The organism is Bartonella elizabethae F9251 = ATCC 49927 (assembly GCF_000518165.1).
GTDB lineage: Bacteria > Pseudomonadota > Alphaproteobacteria > Rhizobiales > Rhizobiaceae > Bartonella > Bartonella elizabethae.
Genome location: NZ_JADB01000003.1, coordinates 1 through 19174, shown reverse-complemented (window position 1 = coordinate 19174; position 19174 = coordinate 1). Strand labels below are relative to the sequence as shown.

Here is a 19174-nt window from a genome sequence, read left to right as displayed (position 1 = left end):
ATTCTTTCTTGGGATCACTCATAAATGATTTAACAAACTCCCTACGCCATCTATGCTTCATGAAAGTATAAACAAACCAACAGCAGCATCTTTTCTCTCAATCTGGATTACTCTTGCATTAAAAGAGGAGAAGCATAATGCGTTCTTTTGCCCCTTATCTTTATAGATCTGATCCATTTTTTGATCGCTTAAGAGAATATTTTTTATTCTTTCATTAAGGATTTGGAATGAAAAATCCTATCTTTGATATTCTCATTCAACAGAAAAAATGAGAAAACAAACTACCATTATAAATCAATTTGTTACACTTGATTATTCTCCAAAAATTCAGAAATATACAATTTATTTTTATTCAACAGTGACTGATTTTGCTAAATTACGCGGTTGATCAACATCTGTTCCTAATAAAACAGCCGTATGATAAGCGATTAACTGAATGGGAAGCGCATAAATAATAGGAGTAATAAATTCTGGAACAACGGGCAAAGTAATCGTTGATAAAGTCTTAAGACAAGCTGCTTCTGCTCCTTTTTTATCGGTTATCAAAATAATACGACCATTGCGCGCTCCTACTTCTTGCATATTAGACAAAGTTTTTTCAAACCACCGATCATAAGGAGCCACAACAATAACGGGAATTGTCTCATCCACCAGTGCAATTGGTCCATGCTTCAATTCGCCCGCCGCATAACCTTCAGCATGAATATAAGAAAGCTCTTTCAATTTAAGAGCTCCCTCCAAAGCAATCGGATAAGAAGTTCCACGTCCCAGATAAAGAACACTTTTTGCATTCACCAAATCACGACAAAGAAATTCAATTTTACCTTCTAATTTTAAGACTTCATTTAAAATACGGGGAACTTCTGCCAACTGTTGAACCAATTGCTGTTCCATTTGAACCGTGAGATAACCTCGTTGTTTAGCAGCACTAAGTGCGAGTGAAGCAAGTGTTGCCAATTGACAGGTAAAGGCTTTTGTTGAAGCAACACCAATTTCCGGTCCAGCAAGTGTTGGAAAAATAAAATCAGCCTCTCTTGCCATTGTTGATTGCTCAACATTCACAATTGTTGCTGTTTTTACACCCCGCTCACGACAATAACGCAAAGAAGCCAATGTATCAGCTGTTTCACCAGATTGAGAAACAAACAGGGATAATACATCAGAGGTTATAGGGGGTTCACGATAACGAAACTCGGACGCAACATCATTATCAACGCTCAAAGCGGCATATTTCTCAAACCAATAGCGCGCAACTAAGGTTGAATAATAAGCCGTTCCACAACTCGCAAAAAGGAGACGATGAATATTTTTCCAATCAATCAAATTCTCAAAAGATCGAACGGTATAATTGCCAAGATCAAGATAATGCGCCAAATTATGAGAAATAACTTCAGCTTGCTCAAACATTTCCTTGTGCATAAAATGACGATGATTTCCCTTAGAAATCAATAATGCTTCTTCAAGTAAGGTTGTCACAGAACGTTTTACCGGCTGATTGTCTCCATCATAAATTGTGACGCCTTCCCGTGTGAGAACAGCCCAATCCCCATCTTCCAAGTAGCTAATATGATCAACGAATGGGGCCAAAGCAATAGCATCTGACCCCACAAAAAATTCATCTTTTCCGTAACCAATTGCCAACGGTGGACCAGAGCGAGCCGCAATCATAAGGTTATCTTCACCTTCAAAAATAAGAGCAAGTGCAAAAGCCCCCTGCAATCTTTTCCAACTATTACGCATAGCTTCTTGCGGAGAAAGACCACTTTTTAATGCACGCGTTATTAAATGTGCAATAACCTCTGTATCCGTCTCTGTCTCAAAGATATAACCATCCTCGATGAGTTCTCTTTGCAATTCTACAAAGTTTTCAATAATACCATTATGCACAACCGCAAGCTTTTCAGTTACATGAGGATGCGCATTGCGCTCAACAGCAACGCCATGTGTCGCCCAACGTGTATGTCCAATCCCTAAATTTCCTTCCAGAGGAGTTTTTTTTAATTTTTCTTCTAAATGAACAAGCTTCCCCTCAGCACGTACACGATAAAGATGCCCATTATAAACTGTTGCCACCCCAGATGAATCATACCCCCTATATTCAAGACGCTTTAATCCTTCAACCAAAGAGGATGTAACACACCTCTTTCCAAGAATTCCAATAATTCCACACATTAAAAAGCTCCAACCCACATATCTTTAAGATTTAAATATCATAAAACAATCTAATAGCCTTTATTTAAAACGATAAATAATAAAATAATTCAAACATGGAGTACGGCAATCTTTAAGAATTAACCTCCTCTCCATCGTTGGATCAGTACAAAACAAAGGAATAGATTGAAAATGATCATTTTTTCTGTTTTTTTTCTAACAAGCGTGCCCGAAATTTTGTTGCATAGCCTTCTTTTATAACCTGTCGTGCACGCCCAAAAGCCATACTGTTCATAGGAACATTTTCAGTAATAACGCTTCCTGAAGCAACATAAGAGCCATCCCCGATCACCAATGGGGAAACAAGCGCCGTATTAGACCCAACAAAAGCATGATCACCAATCGTGGTCTTATATTTGTTAAATCCATCATAATTACACGTAATCGTACCGGCTCCAATATTGGTATGTGCACCAATTTCGGCATCACCAATATAACTTAAATGATTTATTTTAGAAGATTCTCCTACCTTAGCTTGTTTGACTTCACAAAAATTTCCAACCTTTACGGATTTTGCCAACTCTGTTCCAGGACGCAAACGTGCATAGGGACCAATCTGCGCATCTTGACCCACCACAGCACCTTCGAGATAACTAAATGCACGAATAACAGCACCAGAGTGTACTTTCACGCCTAATCCAAAATAAACATTTGGTTCTATCACCACACCTGGTTCAATTTCTGTATCATGAGAAAAATAGACTGTTTCTGGTTTTAAGAGTGTAACACCCGATAACATTAAATCGCGCGCTTTACGTTTTTGCCACAAAGAATCAGCCTCAGAGAGCTCAAGAGAGTTGTTAATTCCTGCGATATTTTCAAAAGGAACTTCAACGACACGTACATCCAACCCTTCGCGTGTTGCCAGAGAAGCAATATCGGTTAAGTAGTATTCTTTTTTCACATTGTTATTATCAACCTTCTCTAAAAGAGAAAGGGCATGTTTTCCACGCATAGCGAGTATTCCCCCATTACAAAAAGAAATCTTTTTTTCTTCGTCGCTTGCGTCTTTTTCTTCCACAATTGCAATCAATTGACCATTTTTCTCGAGAAGACGTCCATAACCTGTTGGATCTTGGGTATGAAAGCCTGAAAAAACAACATCTGCTCCATCAGCAAGCTGTGTACGCATTTGCTGCAATGAATCTTGCTGAATGAGAGGCGTATCCCCAAAAACAATGAGAACATCATCCACTCGCCTTTGCAAAGCTAAACGAGCCGATAAAACAGCATGCGCCGTTCCTAAACGCTCTTTTTGCTCAAAAATCATCACATCTTTTACACATGACTGAACAACATGTGCAACCTCTTGAGCACCAAATCCCACAACAACAGCCAATTGTGAAGATCCTGCCAATTCTATTTGTTTTAGAACGTGGCATATAAGAGGCAATTCAGCAATTTTATGAAGAACTTTAGGCAGAGACGATTTCATGCGCGTCCCTTCACCTGCAGCAAGAACAATAGAAAGACAACTTCTAACCATAAAAACACATCAGACTAACGAGAAAATCCAAAAAAGTTTACAATATCGTGCCAACGAATATCTTCAACATAACTCAATGAAGGATAATGCTCTAAAAGCCAAAATGAAAGATCCTGCATAGAGCCTGTTAGAAACAAAATCCCTGTAAGAATAAGAAAAACACCAATAATTTTTTCAACTTTTCCTAAATGAATACGAAAAGCTGCTAAAAACCGCATAAAATGACTCGAAAATAAGGCTGCCAATACAAAAGGAACAGCAAGACCTAACGCATAAACTGCTAATAGAATAGCGCCCTCACCCACAGTTTCTTTTGTTCCAGCAAGCGTTATAATAGGTCCTAAAATGGGACCAATACACGGGGTCCAACCAAAGGCAAAAGCTAAACCAATAACATAGGCTCCTAAAGGACCAGCAGGTGTTTTATGAGTCTGAAAACGCGCTTCACGAAATAAAAACGAAATCTTGAAAAGCCCTAAAAAATTTAAACCAAAAATAATAATGATCACTCCAGCAGCAAGAGCAAACCAATCACGATAATAACCGATGAATTTACCAATTGTACTTGCACTAGCACCTAAAGCAACAAAAACAGTGGTAAATCCAAGAACAAAAGCGATAACAGAAGACAATAAAGCCCACCGTATAAAGACTTTCTCATCACGCTTTTCTGATCGAAAGTCATCAATACCAATCCCTGCCATATAGCATAAATAAGGGGGAACTAATGGCAAAACACAGGGTGACAGAAAAGACAGAGCCCCCGCAAAAAACACACTAATTGTTGAAATTTCAATCAAAACGCACACCCCATCTTTCATCACGGTTTAGTTCTATGAACAACGATCAATCCATATCTTCATCAATTCGTTGCATATTTTGTTCATTCGCAACCACACTTATATCTTCATCATGACCAGAAACGACAGAAAAAACCTTTTGATAAATTTTATCTTTATTTTTAGCAATGGCAATATACTCTCCCTCCGCTAACACGAGTGAAACATAAGCCCCAACTGTTTCATATACAATATCGCCAGAATCATTGGCAAGAGACCAACTTGTATCTGCAAGTGCTTCTCCTCCTTCTTGTCGTACCAGCTTTAACACAATTTGAGCAGCCTGATGTTCAAGAGTAACTTCCGTTATTTTACCAGCCTCTACTTGAATATCCGAACGAGCCGTCGCATTAATGGAACCATAATGGGAAGCAACATGGTAGCGACCAGCTTTTAAACGTACAACGGATTGAGGTTTAACATTTGATAAAATGATCCCCGTATCATCATTTTCTTTTTCATCCTCATAGATCGTAAAACGTAATTCCTTTTCATTGATTTCACCATTGAGCAGTGTTGCATTTAAAATAAGACCCCCTGCCTCAAGATAAAAGTTTTTCACAAGACACTGCCCATTTTCTAGACGAATATGGCGCATAGCACTCATATGACCAAATGAGACATGAACAAGATAACTTCCTGGCTCTAAATCAAAACGCGCACTTCCCCCCTTATGGGTTGCCACTAATGGTAATTTATTATCAATTCCTAGAATAGGGGCATAAAGGCGCCAGACAAGCCCTTTCTCAATATCTTGACGGCTATTTGTTAACCGAGCATTCAAAATGAGTTGTGCCTGAGATGCTAAATTCTCTTTTTGCTGTTCTTGGGACTTTAGAATAAAACTCCGTGATTGTCCCTGCTGTTGATCTACTCCTTCTTCACAAAAAGCACAATGGCTCCAGATCAACAAAGTAAGCACCACGCATAACCGCACACATCGGTGCACTATTTTTATAAGACTAGCCATTTTTACATTGTTGACCAACATGATATTTTTTTCAAGAAACAATATCACAAAGTCCCCACTCTCAAATTGAAAAACTTACACCACAACCACATGATGAAACGGCATTGGGATTATGAATCTGAAAAGACTGTCCCATAAGATCATCAACAAAATCAATCTCAGCTCCTTCCATGAAAGGAATCGATAGTGAATCAATAAGCACCGTTGCCCCATCTTTTTTGAAAACGAGGTCATCTTTACACATTTCAGAAACCAAGTCATATTTATAAGAAAAACCAGAACATCCACCGCCTTCAACAGAAATACGTAAGGCTATTTTATCAGGTTCACGCAAAAGTATCTGTACAATTTGCTGAGCAGCAGCCTCTGAAATTTTCACATTCATTTTATATATCCTTGCATTAAACCATCAAGAAAGAGTATCCCACACTATTAAAGAGAAAATTTATTCACATAAACCACTCTTAATTTTAAGATGATAATGGACAGCTTGCAATGGATATAGGCACGATCAACTTCAATTACCAATCTCGAGCCGTCTACAGTGCTCACCCGCAAACAAGCCGCGGCCGATTATTCCATGAAACGATGAGCTCTACGCGCTCACCCTTTCAACGAGATAGAGATCGTATTATCCATTCTAATGCATTTCGACGTCTTAAACATAAAACGCAAGTGTTTATTGCTGATGAAAGCGATCATTATCGTACCCGCCTTACCCATTCCATAGAGGTTTCTCAAATTGCACGAACACTCGCTAGGGCTCTGTATCTTGATGAAGATCTTGCCGAAGCCATTGCCCTTGCTCATGACTTTGGACACACGCCCTTTGGCCATGCAGGAGAAGAAGCTCTCAATGAAGCCATGGCGGATTATGGCGGCTTCGATCATAATGCACAAGCCTTACGCATTGTTACAAAACTAGAACAGCGCTATGCAAATTTTGATGGCCTCAACCTTACATGGGAAACCCTCGAAGGTCTTGTAAAGCATAACGGGCCTCTTCTAGGTCCTCACGCGAAAAATAAAGAAGTTTCCACCGATATTTTACAATACAATGCAAAGCAAGATCTTGCACTCGATTGTTTTGCAGGACTAGAAGCACAATGTGCTGCGATTGCAGATGATATCGCATACAATGCCCATGATATTGATGATGGTTTACGATCGCAATTTTTAACCCTCGATCAATTTGAACACGTTTCTCTAACAGCAGCCATCTTAAAAAACATAACCGATGAGCACCCCCAGCTCGACCAAGCACGACGCGGTTACACACTGGTACGAAGACAAATCACAACCATGGTCGAAGATGTTATCAAACAATCACATGAAAATTTGGCACGCATCAAACCAACCAGTATAAGCGATATTTACCAAGCAAAACAAACTATTGTTACCTTTTCACCGTCAATGACCGTTTACGAAAAAGAACTAAAAAATTTTCTTTTTAAAAATCTTTATTATCACAAACAAGTTCTCAGTCGTCGCAATGCAGCAAAAAACATTGTACAAAAATTATTCAATTGTTATTATGAGAATCCAGAGACAATGCCTGAAAGTTGGTGCAAAAAAGCAGTGCACTTAAAAAATCAAGAGTTAGCACGTCTGATTGCTGACTTTCTTTCAGGGATGACTGATCACTATGCTTTACGTGAATATCACCGTTTATTTGACCATACAGATCATTTCGTTTAATGGCTTTTAGCATCATCATGGAAGCTCAATATGAATATCTTTAAAAACTTCGAAAAAAAAATTAAAAAATCAATTGAATTATCTGATATAAAAGGAAAAAATGGAGAAGATCTAGATTTATCAAAAATCACCGTTGATCCCCCACGTGATTCCTCCCATGGTCATTTATCAACCAATGCTGCCATGGTGCTTGCAAAATCTATTGGGATGGGGCCCCGTGCGCTTGCCGATAAAATCATAGAACTACTTAAAAATGATTCTTCTATTGAGAATATTGATGTTGCCGGCCCTGGTTTTATCAACATCAAGCTTACAAAATTATTTTGGCAAGATGCTATAAAGTCCATGCTTGAATTAGGCCTTTCTTATGGTCGCATGCCGATGGGACAGGGAAAACGCGTCAATGTTGAATATGTCTCAGCAAATCCTACAGGCCCTATGCATGTAGGACACTGTCGCGGAGCCGTTGTTGGAGATGTTCTCTCCAATTTGCTGCAATTTACGGGCTATAACATCACGAAAGAATATTATATCAATGATGCTGGTCAACAAATCGAAGTTCTCGCTCATTCTGTACTGTTGCGCTATCGTGAAGCGCTTGGACAAAAAATTAATGAAATTCCAGAGGGGCTCTATCCTGGAGAGTACTTGATACCATTGGGTCAATCGTTGGCTCAAGAGTTTGGTGACCAGCTCCTCTCCATGGATAAAGATGAAGCCTTATCTATCGTGAAAGAACGAGCGATTCAGGCAATGATGTCCATGATTCGCGAAGATTTGGCAGCTCTTAATATTTATCATGATATCTTTTTCTCTGAGCGAATGCTTTACGCAGATAATGCCCGAGCTATTCGTAATACCATTAACGACCTCACTTTAAATGGTTATATTTACAAAGGAAAACTCCCCCCTCCCAAAGGACAAAATATAGAAGATTGGGAACAAAGCGAGCAAACTTTGTTTCGTTCAACAAATGTTGGTGATGACCAAGACCGTGTTTTGGTTAAATCTGATGGTTCTTACACTTATTTTGCTGCTGATGTTGCTTATTTTCGGGATAAATTTAATCGTCATTTTGATGAAATGATTTATATTCTAGGCGCAGACCATGCTGGCTATATAAAGCGGCTAGAAGCTATGGCAAAAGCAATTTCTGGGGATAAAGCCAAACTAAGTGTTTTCTTATGCCAATTGGTAAAACTCTTTCGCGATGGTCAACCTGTACGCATGTCAAAAAGAGCCGGATCATTTGTGACTCTAAGAGATGTTGTCGAAGAAGTTGGTCGTGATCCAGTACGTTTTATGATGCTATACCGCAAATGCGAAGCACCTCTTGATTTTGATTTTGCAAAAGTAACGGAACAATCAAAAGATAACCCCATCTTTTACGTACAATATGCAAGTGCACGTTGTCACTCAGTCTTTCGTCAAGCACAAGAAGTACTTCATATTGAAAGCTTTTCAAAGGACACATTGATCTCCCATCTTCATCGACTAACAGATGACAATGAAATATTATTAATACGCAAACTTTCTGAATATCCCCGTATCATTGAACAAGCCGTCGTTCATAAAGAACCCCATCGATTAGCGTTTTATCTTTATGATCTTGCTTCCTGCTTTCACACCCATTGGAATAAAGGGAGTGAAAGTCTCAATTTACGCTTTATTCAGCCTAATGATAAAGAGTTATCCTTTGCAAGATTGGGCTTGATACAAGCTGTTATCAATATTTTATCATCAGGACTTAGCATCATAGGAGTCGAAGCCCCAATAGAAATGCGTTGAAAAAGTTCTATAAATACATACAATAGATACTTTATTGGTAAACTTTTTCATGTATCCTTGCATGAGAGGGGGAAAATTTATAATTTTAACATAACAAATCAAAATTAACCATTGATTGCACGTCAGTGCAAATCATTATGTGAGAAAAGCTATGAGCGATAACGATCGCAAAAATCCGCACGAAATAAAACAAGATCATGAACACCATGATCCTTTAGAAAGACTTACGCGCATTTTTAATCCGACCAAACAAAGCGGAAACCAAAATGAGCACTCTTCTTTAGAGACAGATCGCTCGACATCTCATTCCAAAACATCATCTTCTGATGATTTTGATTTGTCCTTCCTAGAAGAAGAACTTGAAAATAATTTAACACGCGACTCAACCTTTGATGATCAAAAAAAACCGTGGAACTCGCATGCAACCAGCACTGCAACAGCCTCAGATATTGCACAAACTGGTTCTTTCAACCATTCAAAACAAAATAATTTATCTGAAGAAAAATATTCTTCACCGACCAGTCATGATGAAGAACAAATTTTAGACGCGCTTTCTCCATTACCAATCCAAAAGAATCAATTGTCTCAACAGAAAAAGACAGCAACACGTGCTCATCCTTTCTTTGAAAAAAGGAATTTTATCTCACAATCAGAATCAGAAAATATCTTTTTTAATGAATCTGAAAGACGCGAAAATAAAAGAGATGAGACAGAAACTGTTGAAAGAACCGACCGTTTTTCACAAACGACTTCACAACAACCTGAAACTTCGAATATACAAAAAGCTGATGATGACAATCAAGACTTCTATGTTCGTTCTATAAACCATCCCTATAAAATTTCAGCAAATCAAGAAAATTGGACCCAAGAAGATTATACGAATGTCTCCTCTTCTTCAAAAGAAGATGAATTTTTCTCATCTTCCAACCTTGTGTCGGAAAAACAAAACACGCCGAGAAATCAAACAACAAGTGGCTTCTCCTCTCCTTTGGATTCTACACACGTTGACCGACAATCTTATTTAGAGAGATCTTCACAAGAGGATCATACAACCAATTACCCCTATTTTTTTGAAGAAAATCCCTCACAACAAGAAACTTATAGTGAAAAATTTCCAACATATAATCAGGCTCAACCCCAATACATCAATAAGCCTGAAAATGTCTCTAACCCAAATAGAGAAATTTCATATAATCAAAATAATTTAGATGAGTTTCTTTCCTCATCAAAACCTCTTCATACGAAACAAACAGAGAGCTTTTTTGCCCATAATTATACACACAGAGATACGCCCCCTCCTAATGTTGATACTTATAAATTTTCAGAAGAAATCGTAGAAAAAACTGGTCCTATTATGGTTCCAGAAGTCCCGTATGAAGCCCCAGAATATGATGTACCAGCAGGTGGTTTAGAAGAAGAATTTGCAGATGTACTCAATGTAGGAAATGTTCCAACAGATAACTTTTCTCAAAAACAACACAACAATGAAGCTTTCACTGAAATTTTTCATCAAACTATGCAAAATTCAAAAGAAGGGGGGTATATAAACTCTAAAGAACAAAATGCCGACTATTTCTCTGCTGGCAATATCGAATATAATTCCCCCTCCTTGAGTGAGAATTCACCATACACAAGCTCAGATGGAATCCCTACGCCTCCCTCAGCGCCTCCCCCCTTTAAAAGTTCTGTTTTGGGGAAAGTTTTCATCAAAGGTATTTTTCTTCTTATTTTAATAGCCATTGGGTTTACTGGTTACTCTTATTTTTTCATGCCATCACAGAAAAATGAAGAAAGGGTCATTATCCACGCTGATAATACACCTTTTAAATTCAAACCAGAAACAACTGAAACGAAAAATGATATTGCCCATAATTTAGATGTCTATAAACAAACAACTGGACAAAATGACAAACAAGAAAATACACAACAACTTCTTATTGATAGCTCTGAAAAACCTGATAGCTTAGAGGGATTAAATTCAGAAGAGGCTCCAAACGTTTCACCCTCTCCTTCGACTGAATCTGATGTTGAAGATGCAGTCACTGAAGCTATCAATCATACTGTTCCAACGCGAGAAGTACAAACCGTTATTGTCAATCAAGATGGTACAATTACACTGGCTCCTGTACATCAAACAGAGAGCAAAACAGCTGCTCAATCTACACAATCCATCGATCAAATTCCTGACGAGATTCAAGAGTCATCCTTTGTTTCATCGCATAATTCCGATAGAAATGACCAAGAAAGTGATTATGATCTCAAAAATAATATTGATAAAATAATCGCTGAAAATACTTCTAATACGAGTATTGAAGAAAAATTTATCCCAATTCCATCTCATGCAGAGAGAAATGTAGAAGTCGAAACGAACGCCGCCACTCGTCCCACATCAGCAAACAGAATTTCACCCCAAAATTCAGAGGATTATTATGTACAACTTTCCTCTCAACCAACGCATGAATTAGCGAAGGATTCTTTAAAAAAGATGAAATCCAAATTTGGATTCATTATCGGGTCCCGTCCTTTAAATATTCAGCCGGCTTTTATACCAGGAAAAGGAACCTATTACCGTGTTCGTATTCAAACGCAAAACCGTAATGAAGCTATAATCCTTTGTGAAACCATTAAAAATTCTGGTGGAAGTTGCTTCATCACACGTTAAACCAATCATGTAACGGTTGTTAAAACCGTTACATGATTTATTTTAAGGCCATTTATTTCAATAGCATTGAATGAGATTTATCAAAAACTTCAGAAATTAAAATCATCTCAATCTTTTTTGCTTATGTATTTAAACTGACTTTATTTTTTAAACTACGTCAGTTTTCGCTTTATTTAAAAGATTATGTTTACAAAAAAATCACTGCGTACTCTTATAGGTATAAGGTACAGGAGGAGATGAATTTAAATCTTTTTGGGGCATTGTTATGCTCTGGTTTTTTTCTGGAGTATTATAATATGAGTTATGTTCAGGAGATTTTGCAAAAAAAGATCCTAAAAAACCAAAAATAAACCAGATAATAAATAGCGCGAGAAGAATAGCAAAAATACCCTTAGCGATTGAAACACGCTGTTCACGATCTTTTCTTTCTTCAGCCATACGTTCTTCATATGTGTGATAATTTTTATCAATCATAGTGGATTTCCTTTTCTCGATTCCCTTACCTTTAAATTTCTAGAAAATATGCATATATGAAATTATTCAGATACTTATTTTGAGAAAACGATAAAGAGAGATAAAGGTTCCAAATACCTGCATAAAGATGGAAAAAAGAGCCGAGAATAGAATTAAAATATCAACCATAGCCTTTGAGTTCTACAATAAAACATTGACACAAAGGATTTGCTAATAATACAGTTATGATCAAAATATCTTATTATCATTTATTAATAAAAAATAAAACATTCTCAAAAGGTTTTTCTTATGAAATCTCCCCTATCGTCACTTACTTTTAAAATAGAAAAGCACCCATCACCTTTGCCAGAAGAAAAACGTGAAGAAATTCTAAAAAATCCGGGTTTTGGTCAATTTTTTACAGATCATATGTGTACTATTCAATGGACGGAAAACAAAGGTTGGCATAACGCCGTTATTTCTCAATACAAAGCTTTAGAAATTAACCCTGCAAGTACTGCCTTGCATTATGGACAGGAAATTTTTGAAGGTTTAAAAGCATATCGCACAAAAGATGGACGCATCTTGCTCTTCCGTCCTGATGCCAATGCACAAAGGTTTATAGAGTCAGCAAAACGGTTAGCCATGCCAGAATTACCAAAAGATATTTTTCTGGATGCCGTTCATCAACTCGTAAAAATTGATCAAAAATGGGTTTCTGATCATCCCAACGCCAGTCTCTATATTCGTCCATTTATGTTTGGCAATGAAAACTTTTTGGGCGTTCGCCCTTCTCAAGAATATCTTTTTTGTATCATAGCCTCTCCAGTTGAATCCTATTTCAAAGGAGAAGAAAAATCTGTCAGCGTCTGGATTGAAACAGAATATAGCCGTGCTGGTCCAGGAGGGACAGGTGCTGCCAAATGTGGTGGAAACTATGCAGCCAGCTTACTTGCACAAAAAAGTGCAATTGAAAACAATTGTAGCCAAGTGCTCTTCCTTGATATGGTTGAACATACATGGATTGAAGAACTTGGCGGTATGAATGTCTGTTTTATTATGGATAATAACACACTCGTAACCCCTCCCCTTAATGGAACGATTCTTCCAGGAATAACACGTCATTCAATTTTGCAGTTGGCTCAACAAATAGGATTAAAGATAGAAGAGCGTCCTTATTCTTTTGCATCGCTTCAAGAGGATGCAAAGAGTGGACACCTTAAAGAAGTCTTTGCCTGTGGTACAGCTGCCGTTGTCACATCAATTGGCCGTTTTAGATATAAAGGAGGAGAATTTATTATCGGAAATGAAACAGTCGGAGAAGTCACAAAGCAACTTCGAACACAATTAGTTGATCTTCAAAAAGGGAATATAGAAGATAAAAATGGCTGGGTTCATTCTGTCCAGCTCTCATAATAAGTTGATATTCTCATATCTATAAACACTTCCATGAAGATATATTAGACCTTCATGGAAGTGTAGACACTAAAAATAATCTCTCTATTTTTCTAAGGATGACAAAAGAAAAAATATTTAATCAAATTTCGAATGATCTCTATGCTGTGCTTTAATATTACGAACTGTCCCCGTATGGGAACGCATAACAAGAGTTTCCGTTTGGATGTAGCGTGGCGTGAATTTAACACCAGAAAGCATATTACCATCTGTCACCCCTGTCGCTGAGAACAAAACGTCACCTTTTGCCATTTCTTCCATTGTATAAACCTTATTAGGATCACTAATCCCCATTTTGGCTGCACGAGCAATTTTCTCTTCTGTATCAAGCAACAAACGACCTTGCATCTGTCCTCCAATGCAGCGTAAAGCAGCAGATGCTAAAACACCCTCTGGAGCTCCACCAATCCCCATATAGAGATCGATACCTGTTTCTTCTGGATCAGTTGTATCAATAACAGCAGCAACATCTCCATCACCAATCAAGCGAATCGATGCCCCTGTCGCTCGCACTTGATCAATTAATTTTTCATGACGAGGCCTATCCATAATACAAACAGTAATCTGATTAACAGCTACTCCTTTAGCTTTTGCAAGAGCATGAATATTATCGGTAGGACAAGCATCTATATCCACCACTCCCTTTGGATAACCAGGACCGATAGCAATTTTGTTCATATAAACATCAGGAGCATAAAGGAGGTTTCCCTTTTCAGCAATGGCAACCACTGCTAAAGAATTGGCAAGATTTTTAGCACAAAGCGTTGTTCCTTCCAATGGATCAAGTGCAATATCGATTGCCAGTCCATTTTGAAGACCTACTTTTTCTCCAATATAAAGCATAGGAGCTTCATCCCGCTCACCTTCACCAATCACCACTGTACCCTCAATAGGTAATCGATTAAGTTCCCTCCGCATTGCATCTACAGCAGCTTGATCGGCAGCCTTTTCATCACCACGTCCACGCCAGCGCGCAGCAGCAACAGCAGCACGTTCAGTGACACGCACCAATTCAAGTGTCAAAATACGGTCAAGTCCATTTAAAGTCTTCTGAGTTGTGGGCATGTGAAAAAATCCTACCGAATAAATACCAGAAAAATATGAGCCCTATTAAGCTCTAAAAGTAAAGCTTTTGGCAAAAATAAAAACTTTCCACAAGAGATAAAAGTATTCCAGCTTGTCAAATCAATATAAATTATCAATTCTCTGCCATACGTTCAATACGAATGAATTGAGATTTTGCAACAAGATGTCCATCTTTTTCAATTTCTGCAAGTGCCTGTCGTACATTTACTTCTGTTGTTTCATGCGTGATTAAAATAATCGTTTTTTCAATCTGGTTTTCTATAAAAGGTCTTTGAACAATCGACTCTAACGAAATATGATTATCAGCCATATGCCTTGCAACCGTGGCAAAAACACCAGCACGATCATGAACATTTAAACGTATAAAATAGCCCCCTGCATGATTTGAAATGCGTGCTTTTTTATGAGGAGTAAGCTCTAAAGCTGGACGTCTTAAAACAGGTGCATAGTGAAAATCAGAACGTGCTTTTGCTATATCAGCCAAATCACCAATAACAGCTGATGCTGTTGCCATTCCTCCAGCGCCAGGACCAGAAAACAGTAATTCACCTAATAAATCACTTTGAATAGAAAGAGCATTGGTTACACCATTGATCTGTGCAATCATTGAAGATGTTGGGACCATTGTCGGGTGAACGCGTTGCTCTATTCCAGAATCCGTTTTTAATGCAACCCCTAAAAGCTTAATTCGATATCCCAATTCATCAGCCGCCCGAATATCAATTTGCGAAATATTATGAATTCCTTCAACATAAACATCATCTAACGAAACAGCTGTTCCAAATGCTAAGCTTGTTAACAAAGCTAATTTATGCGCCGTATCATTTCCCTCAATATCAAAAGTTGGATCTGCTTCAGCATACCCCAGTCTTTGTGCATCTGCTAAACAATCTTTGAATGAAAGACCTTCTGTAAACATGCGTGTTAATATATAATTACAGGTTCCATTGAGAATACCATAAATCCGCGATATGTGATTACTGACAAGTGATTCTCTCATCGCTTTAATAACAGGGATTCCCCCTGCAACAGCTGCTTCAAAATGAAGAAAAACACCCTTTTGTTCTGCAATTATAGCTAGCTCTACTCCATGTCGAGCAAGAAGAGCTTTATTGGCTGTCACAACATGATGTCCTTCCTCAAGCGCCCTTTTAACAGCAGTATATACAATATCCAATTCACCACCAATTAACTCAACAAAAACATCAATCTCATCAAAAGCAGCCATCTCCACAGGTGAATCAAACCATCTTATATTACTGAGATCAATTCCACGATCACGGCCTTTATCGCGTGCACTAACAGCAACGACTTTGATGGATCGCCCACATTGACAAGCTAAACTATTCGCTTTTTCACATAGAGCTCGAACAACTGAAGTACCAACCGTACCAAGTCCCGCAACACCAACTTTTAAAGCTTCTGCCATTATTTAACCACTGCCCACTATCTTTATTGAAAAATCGTTTAAATGATGTGTCTTCGACACAAAGAATGCTTATATCCCTCAAAACAAAAGAAATTCCCTGCTCACTCCACTTTCTTTTTTTCTAATAGAATTATCCCCGCTTGTTCAATCAAAATTCCTAAAAATAAAAATATTTATTTTTTCAAAGATTTCACAACCTTTATAAAAAAATTAATTCAAAATGAAAATCTGCAAAACGGATAAATGCAAGTTTCCTTTTAAAATTTCCTTATTTAAAAATAGGCAAAAAACTTCTCACAAAAACTCAACTCTATCAACAAAGGATAGAAAAAATCTCTCAAAAAAAATCAATAACAAGCGAAAGAATATTGAAAACTTAGTAAGAAAACAAAAACACAACTCTTCTAAATCAACAAGTATTAAACAAAAAACATTCTCTTATGTGATACGTAAGGAGAATGGATAAAATAAAGCAGATGAGTAAATAATACCACATTCCTTCCTACCATTATATAGCTTAAACTCGTTCTTTAATGCAAAAATCTTAACGCTCTCCTATATAAAAACAGAACCTTACATTAAAGTAAAAAGCAAAAACTCATATGTGTACAGCATAATTCTGAAACATTATAAATATGGAGAATAAATTTGCAAAATTCGCATATTTTATCTCAACTTATTGCTACTCTTTTGAAAAACGAACGAATTGAAATGACAAAAACCTCAATAAACTCTTTATCTGTACTGCCTCATTTTCAAATAAAGAACTTTCTAAAGATGTAAGAGAACAAATAAAAAACATTTAAATTTTTTACAATCGTGCAAAAGTAAGTTTGAGAAAAAATAATTTTTAGGATATTTCATAGAACTTTCCTCAATATCTTCCATTTTATCTTACAAATTTTCTTTTTTTGAAATTGAACAGTTTCTACGGCTTGTGCTTCAAAAGAAAACTTTTTATGTGATTCGTACTCTTTGTTAACTTGCTCATAAATATTGGCTTTCTCCTTCATAAATTATATGGTTTTTCTTTATGATAAGCTCAAATAAACAGCTTTCTGTATCAAAGCTCTCTCAAGCAAGTCACAAAATATTCACATGTAGAAGCATGAAACAAAGATGAATAAAATATGCAAAAATAAACATCTTTTAAATGTTGTTGTGATTATTTTTATCTATAACCTCAAACTGAAATGAAACAAAAAATATCATTCACTCAATATGATATTTGCAGTAAATGATATTTGCAGTAAAATTTTCTATCCATCATGATAACTCTATATTTTTTCGACAAAAAATCTTAAAAAATAAAATGATCCCAACAAAAAACACTCAAAAATCATTCCATAAAGCACACTTTTTTTAAAAAAAATGCCCCTGAGGGCTTGCGAAGTAAAAAGATCCTCTCTATAAGCCTCATCATTGGTTTGCGCCCATCGTCTAGCGGTTAGGACATCGCCCTTTCACGGCGGAAACAGGGGTTCGATTCCCCTTGGGCGTACCATTACCTATTTTTTTATATATAATATATTGATTTCACGTATATTTTAAGAGGTAAGGGATACCCGAATAAGTGTAAGGGAATAGGATTTTGCAACATGCCTCTATAGGACGCCTGCTTTTTTATCAAATTTCTCTACAAATTTTTTAAATCTTGTTAAGTCTTGTTGTGAAAGATTCTCTAAGTTTTTAACGAACGTACCAATAGTTTCATGTTGCAATGAATTAGAAGATTTCATTGTGAAATTCTTGCGACAAACATCAGCTTCCTTTCTTAACAAAGAAGCTGTCTCTTGATCTAAGGCATACAGCTCTATAATCTTGTCTTCCATACCAACGGGTACGGATTTTTTGCCAATCTCAACTGAAGATAAAAATGCTACAGATATACCTAATTTATCAGCCATATTTAAGAGTCGTTCAAAATGATCAACGCGAATTTTGCGTAAAATTTTACCAAAAGATGTAAGCATATAAAAAGTCCTGTTAGAGAAGAAATATTTCCTCTGATTCTAACAAATCTTTTTCAAACTTTCCTCAATTATTGCTAATGCGAATCAGAATTTTTTTGAGAATTCACTATCGATTTCTTACTTAAATAAATCTGAATGCGTACCTGTCCTATCAAAATGGACTCGCTCTTCATCAACTATATAAATTAATAACCAATCTGCCTCTATATGAAGATCTCGACGAGGCTTCCAATTGCCTTGTAATGCGTGATCATTTAAAATAGCAGGCAATTGCTGCTTATGAATGAGAAGTTGCATAACTTCTGTAAGCTTTCGCATATCTTTCCCACGTTTTTTTGCCCGTTTTACATCTCTTTTAAACTTTCCTGAATAACTCACTGAACGCATAATTAGATGTCCAGTTGCTTCATCAAATCAGCAATATTTTTAGCATAAAAAACATCTTCATTTCTGTCGGTTTTATGAAAAGTTTCAAGCGTTTCCTTATTAGGTATTTTATTATTTTCAACGTAAATACGAATAAGATCACGTAAAATTTGAGATGCTGGACGGTGTTTTCTTTCAGCTATAGCCATAAATGCATTTTTTAAATTTACATCTACTTTAGCTGCTATAAGTTCACTTTTTATACTCATAATACCTCCTCTTTAAAATTTTAGTGATTATACATTGTATAACATAGTTAAACATAGTTTAACTTATAATTAATATCAATCTCTTTTTTTACAGAAGAAATATCTAACTCTTGGTTATCCATTTTTTTAAGTGTGAGAAGCTATTCCCTAGCGCGTCCATGAAACGGGCAAAATCGATTACACACATAAAGACAATAAGGGCTATCCACTTCATGATGCGTGACATCATCTTTAAGCCTTGATAGGTTTCTATCATCTCATGAAGAAGCCGTTGTTCTGTCTCTGAGAGATCTCGTTCCTGATTACTTTGTTTTCTACTCATTTTGCCAATCACATAAGCGTGCTCCCTGTTGATTATGCTTCAATATATCTCTTGCTAAATTGGGACTAATCGCGGTCAGATCTTGCTTGTCCAAATAAATTGGTAACCAACCAACACAAGAAACTGCCCTATTTGCCGCGCACCCAACGAGACAAAGCAGAGCGCAC

16 protein-coding genes and 1 tRNA gene are annotated in these 19174 nt (G+C 36.9%); 5 read left to right on the top strand and 12 right to left on the bottom strand.

The genetic code is table 11. The features are described from left to right. Positions 1–348: 348 nt before the first annotated feature. The 5 genes from glmS to T429_RS0103815 all read right to left on the bottom strand — a co-directional run bounded on the left by glmS (position 349) and on the right by T429_RS0103815 (position 5891). Positions 349–2172 (bottom strand): glutamine--fructose-6-phosphate transaminase (isomerizing), encoded by a 1824-nt coding sequence (glmS, locus tag T429_RS0103835; protein WP_005773413.1) that lies wholly within the window; start codon positions 2170–2172, stop codon positions 349–351. A 175-nt stretch (positions 2173–2347) separates the two neighbouring features. Then, positions 2348–3697, bottom strand: a complete 1350-nt coding sequence (gene glmU / locus T429_RS0103830) for a bifunctional UDP-N-acetylglucosamine diphosphorylase/glucosamine-1-phosphate N-acetyltransferase GlmU (RefSeq protein ID WP_005773412.1) — start codon at positions 3695–3697, stop codon at positions 2348–2350. Positions 3698–3711: 14 nt separating this feature from the next. After that, a complete protein-coding gene (locus T429_RS0103825; protein ID WP_005773411.1) occupies positions 3712–4518 on the bottom strand; it encodes a cytochrome c biogenesis CcdA family protein in 807 nt (268 codons plus the stop codon). Positions 4519–4543: 25 nt separating this feature from the next. Beyond that, positions 4544–5527: a hypothetical protein gene (locus tag T429_RS0103820; RefSeq protein ID WP_034455975.1), complete on the bottom strand. Its 984-nt coding sequence runs from the start codon at positions 5525–5527 to the stop codon at positions 4544–4546. Positions 5528–5567: 40 nt separating this feature from the next. Next, positions 5568–5891: a HesB/IscA family protein gene (locus T429_RS0103815; protein ID WP_005775141.1), complete on the bottom strand. Its 324-nt coding sequence runs from the start codon at positions 5889–5891 to the stop codon at positions 5568–5570. Between the two features lie 110 nt (positions 5892–6001). On the opposite strand from T429_RS0103815, the gene T429_RS0103810 reads away from it, so the two are divergent. The 3 genes from T429_RS0103810 (at position 6002) to T429_RS0103800 (ending at position 11654) form a co-directional block, all read left to right on the top strand. Next, on the top strand, positions 6002–7204 hold the full coding sequence (locus T429_RS0103810) for a deoxyguanosinetriphosphate triphosphohydrolase (RefSeq protein ID WP_005775142.1): 1203 nt from the start codon (positions 6002–6004) through the stop codon (positions 7202–7204). A gap of 30 nt (positions 7205–7234) precedes the next feature. Continuing rightward, the gene (argS, locus tag T429_RS0103805) at positions 7235–8992 is read left to right on the top strand and encodes an arginine--tRNA ligase (RefSeq protein ID WP_005775143.1); all 1758 of its coding nucleotides are present in this window, start codon (positions 7235–7237) and stop codon (positions 8990–8992) included. 151 nt (positions 8993–9143) lie between these two features. Continuing rightward, a complete protein-coding gene (locus T429_RS0103800; RefSeq protein WP_005773406.1) occupies positions 9144–11654 on the top strand; it encodes an SPOR domain-containing protein in 2511 nt (836 codons plus the stop codon). A gap of 198 nt (positions 11655–11852) precedes the next feature. Here T429_RS0103800 and T429_RS0103795 read toward each other — a convergent pair whose 3' ends face one another. Continuing rightward, a complete protein-coding gene (locus tag T429_RS0103795; RefSeq protein WP_005773405.1) occupies positions 11853–12128 on the bottom strand; it encodes a hypothetical protein in 276 nt (91 codons plus the stop codon). A gap of 288 nt (positions 12129–12416) precedes the next feature. On the opposite strand from T429_RS0103795, the gene T429_RS0103790 reads away from it, so the two are divergent. Next, positions 12417–13523, top strand: coding sequence for a branched-chain amino acid aminotransferase (locus T429_RS0103790; protein ID WP_005775144.1), 1107 nt, complete (start codon positions 12417–12419; stop codon positions 13521–13523). Positions 13524–13640: 117 nt separating this feature from the next. Here T429_RS0103790 and glpX read toward each other — a convergent pair whose 3' ends face one another. Together glpX and T429_RS0103780 are read right to left on the bottom strand one after the other, a co-directional pair. Next, on the bottom strand, positions 13641–14627 hold the full coding sequence (glpX, locus tag T429_RS0103785) for a class II fructose-bisphosphatase (RefSeq protein ID WP_005773402.1): 987 nt from the start codon (positions 14625–14627) through the stop codon (positions 13641–13643). 133 nt (positions 14628–14760) lie between these two features. Further along, complete coding sequence (locus tag T429_RS0103780; RefSeq protein ID WP_005773401.1) at positions 14761–16077, bottom strand: homoserine dehydrogenase; 1317 nt, start codon at positions 16075–16077, stop codon at positions 14761–14763. Positions 16078–17506: 1429 nt separating this feature from the next. On the opposite strand from T429_RS0103780, the gene T429_RS0103770 reads away from it, so the two are divergent. Beyond that, positions 17507–17581 (top strand) — tRNA-Glu (locus tag T429_RS0103770). A gap of 100 nt (positions 17582–17681) precedes the next feature. Here T429_RS0103770 and T429_RS0103765 read toward each other — a convergent pair. The 4 genes from T429_RS0103765 to T429_RS0103750 all read right to left on the bottom strand — a co-directional run bounded on the left by T429_RS0103765 (position 17682) and on the right by T429_RS0103750 (position 19019). Further along, on the bottom strand, positions 17682–18050 hold the full coding sequence (locus tag T429_RS0103765; protein ID WP_005773400.1) for a transcriptional regulator: 369 nt from the start codon (positions 18048–18050) through the stop codon (positions 17682–17684). A gap of 117 nt (positions 18051–18167) precedes the next feature. Beyond that, positions 18168–18437, bottom strand: a complete 270-nt coding sequence (locus tag T429_RS0103760) for a type II toxin-antitoxin system RelE/ParE family toxin (protein WP_005773399.1) — start codon at positions 18435–18437, stop codon at positions 18168–18170. 2 nt (positions 18438–18439) lie between these two features. Then, positions 18440–18685 carry a ribbon-helix-helix domain-containing protein gene (locus T429_RS0103755; protein WP_005773398.1) on the bottom strand — a complete coding sequence of 82 codons (246 nt, stop codon included), beginning with the start codon at positions 18683–18685 and terminating at the stop codon, positions 18440–18442. 103 nt (positions 18686–18788) lie between these two features. Beyond that, positions 18789–19019 (bottom strand): hypothetical protein, encoded by a 231-nt coding sequence (locus tag T429_RS0103750; RefSeq protein ID WP_005773397.1) that lies wholly within the window; start codon positions 19017–19019, stop codon positions 18789–18791. Positions 19020–19174: the final 155 nt, after the last annotated feature.